We start from the raw sequence: 1,827 nt of genomic DNA on the forward strand, positions 1-1,827 counted from the left end.
CGGGCTGATGCCATCGTGGTGTTGGGCTCGGGGCGTGAGCGCGGGGATCCGGCGTGGGGCTCCGATCAGCCGACGGGTATCGGCCTTGAGCGCCAGCGCTATGCAGCCCGCCTGGCCAAGGCTTCGGGCTTGCCGGTGCTGACCACCGGCGGCTTGCACTACGGCACACCGCCCAGCGAGGCGGAGTTGATGGCGGTATCGATGCAGGATGACTTTGGCGTGAGCGTGCGCTGGAAGGAAGAGCGCAGCCGTACCACGTGGGAAAACGCGCAGATGAGTGCCGAGATTCTGCTGCCGCAGGGGATCAAGCGTGTGGTGGTCGTGACTCAGGCCTGGCATATGCCGCGCTCGCGCTGGAGCTTCGAAAAGGCCGGGTTCACGGTTGTTCCGGCGCCAGTGGGGTTTCTTGGTTTGGACAATGCCCGGCCATTGGGGGGCTGGATGCCGGAGTTCAAGTCGGTATGGCAGAGCGGGCAGTTGCTGAATGAAGTTGTGGGGCAGGTGGGTTACCGGATGTTTTACAGGTAATACCGCCGGGCAAATGTGGCAGCGGGCTTCTGTGGGAGCCGGGCTTGCCCGCGATGCAGGCACCTCGGTGTGTCAGTTGCACCGAGGTGATGCTATCGCAGGCAAGCCCACATTTGTCCGAGTATTTCTGTTAAACCGTTTTCGACATCCGGCCCGCCAACAGCGCCCAGCCAAACAGGCCAAGGCACAGGATGATCAACGGCCACGAACGCCATTCCAGGTACGGGGTGAGGTTGTGCATCGGCACCACTTCACCGTAGAGAATCCCGCGTTCAAACTGCGGGATCTGCACGGTGATCTGCCCGTACGGGTTGATCAGGCCAGTGACGCCGTTGTTGGTGGCGCGGATCATCCAGCGCCCGGCTTCCAGGGCGCGCATCTGGGCCATCTGCAAATGTTGCAGCGGGCCGATGGAGCGGCCGAACCAGGTGTCGTTGCTGATGGTCAGCAACAAATCGCTGCGGGCCGACAGGCCGGCGGCGAACTCCGGGTACACCACTTCATAGCAAATGAACGGCGCAATCTGATAGCCCTTGGCTTGCAGCAAAGCCTGGTCGGACGGCCCGCGGGCGAAGTCCGACATCGGCAGGTCAAAGAACGCGATCAAGCCGCGCAACATGTCCTGCAGCGGCACGTACTCGCCAAACGGCACCAGCTTCTGCTTCAGGTAGGTGCCGTCGCCTTCGCCCACCACCGTGATGCCGTTGAAGAAGCGCTTGTGGTGATGCACTTCCTGGCGGATCGGTACACCGGTGATCAGCGCAGTGTGCCGGTCAGCGGCGAACTTGCCCATCATGCCCAGGTAACCCTCCACGGATTCCTTGAGCACCGGCACGGCGGTTTCCGGCCATACCAGCAGGTCGACAGGCTTGGAGCTGAAGCTCATGTCGCGGTACAGCGCGAGCTGCGCATTGAGCTGCTCCGGGTCCCACTTCATGCTTTGTTCGACGTTGCCCTGGACGGCTGCCACGGTCAGCGGCGCGCCGGCGGGGGTGGTCCATGCATGATGCTTGAGTGCCAGGCCGATGGCCCATGGCGCCACCAACAACAGCAAGCCGGCACCGATGAACAGGTTGCGCTTAGCCGCCAGCAGACGCGGCAGGTTGCAGATCAGTGCGGCGGTCAGCGCCAGGGCAAAGGATATCAGCCACATCCCGCCCAGCGGCGCGAGGCCGGTGAGAGGGCCGTCGAGCTGGCTGTAACCGGAATAGAGCCATGGAAAACCGGTGAGGAACCAGCCGCGAAACGCTTCCTGGCCAACCCACAAGGCCGCGAAGGCCAGGGCATCGGCCAGTGGCG

Annotated in this window: 2 protein-coding genes; one reads left to right on the top strand and one right to left on the bottom strand. The window is 63.4% G+C overall.

Features of this window, described 5'->3' with window-relative positions; genetic code table 11:
- A partial coding sequence (locus HX846_RS18510; protein ID WP_178965859.1) for a YdcF family protein occupies positions 1–528 on the top strand: 528 nt, incomplete at its 5' end.
- A 130-nt stretch (positions 529–658) separates the two neighbouring features.
- Here the strand turns inward: HX846_RS18510 and lnt are convergent.
- Positions 659–1,827: apolipoprotein N-acyltransferase (gene lnt, locus HX846_RS18515; RefSeq protein ID WP_178965860.1), on the bottom strand; the 1,169-nt coding region annotated here is incomplete at its 5' end.

Source organism: Pseudomonas sp. K5002 (assembly GCF_013386655.1).
Taxonomy (GTDB): Bacteria; Pseudomonadota; Gammaproteobacteria; order Pseudomonadales; family Pseudomonadaceae; genus Aquipseudomonas.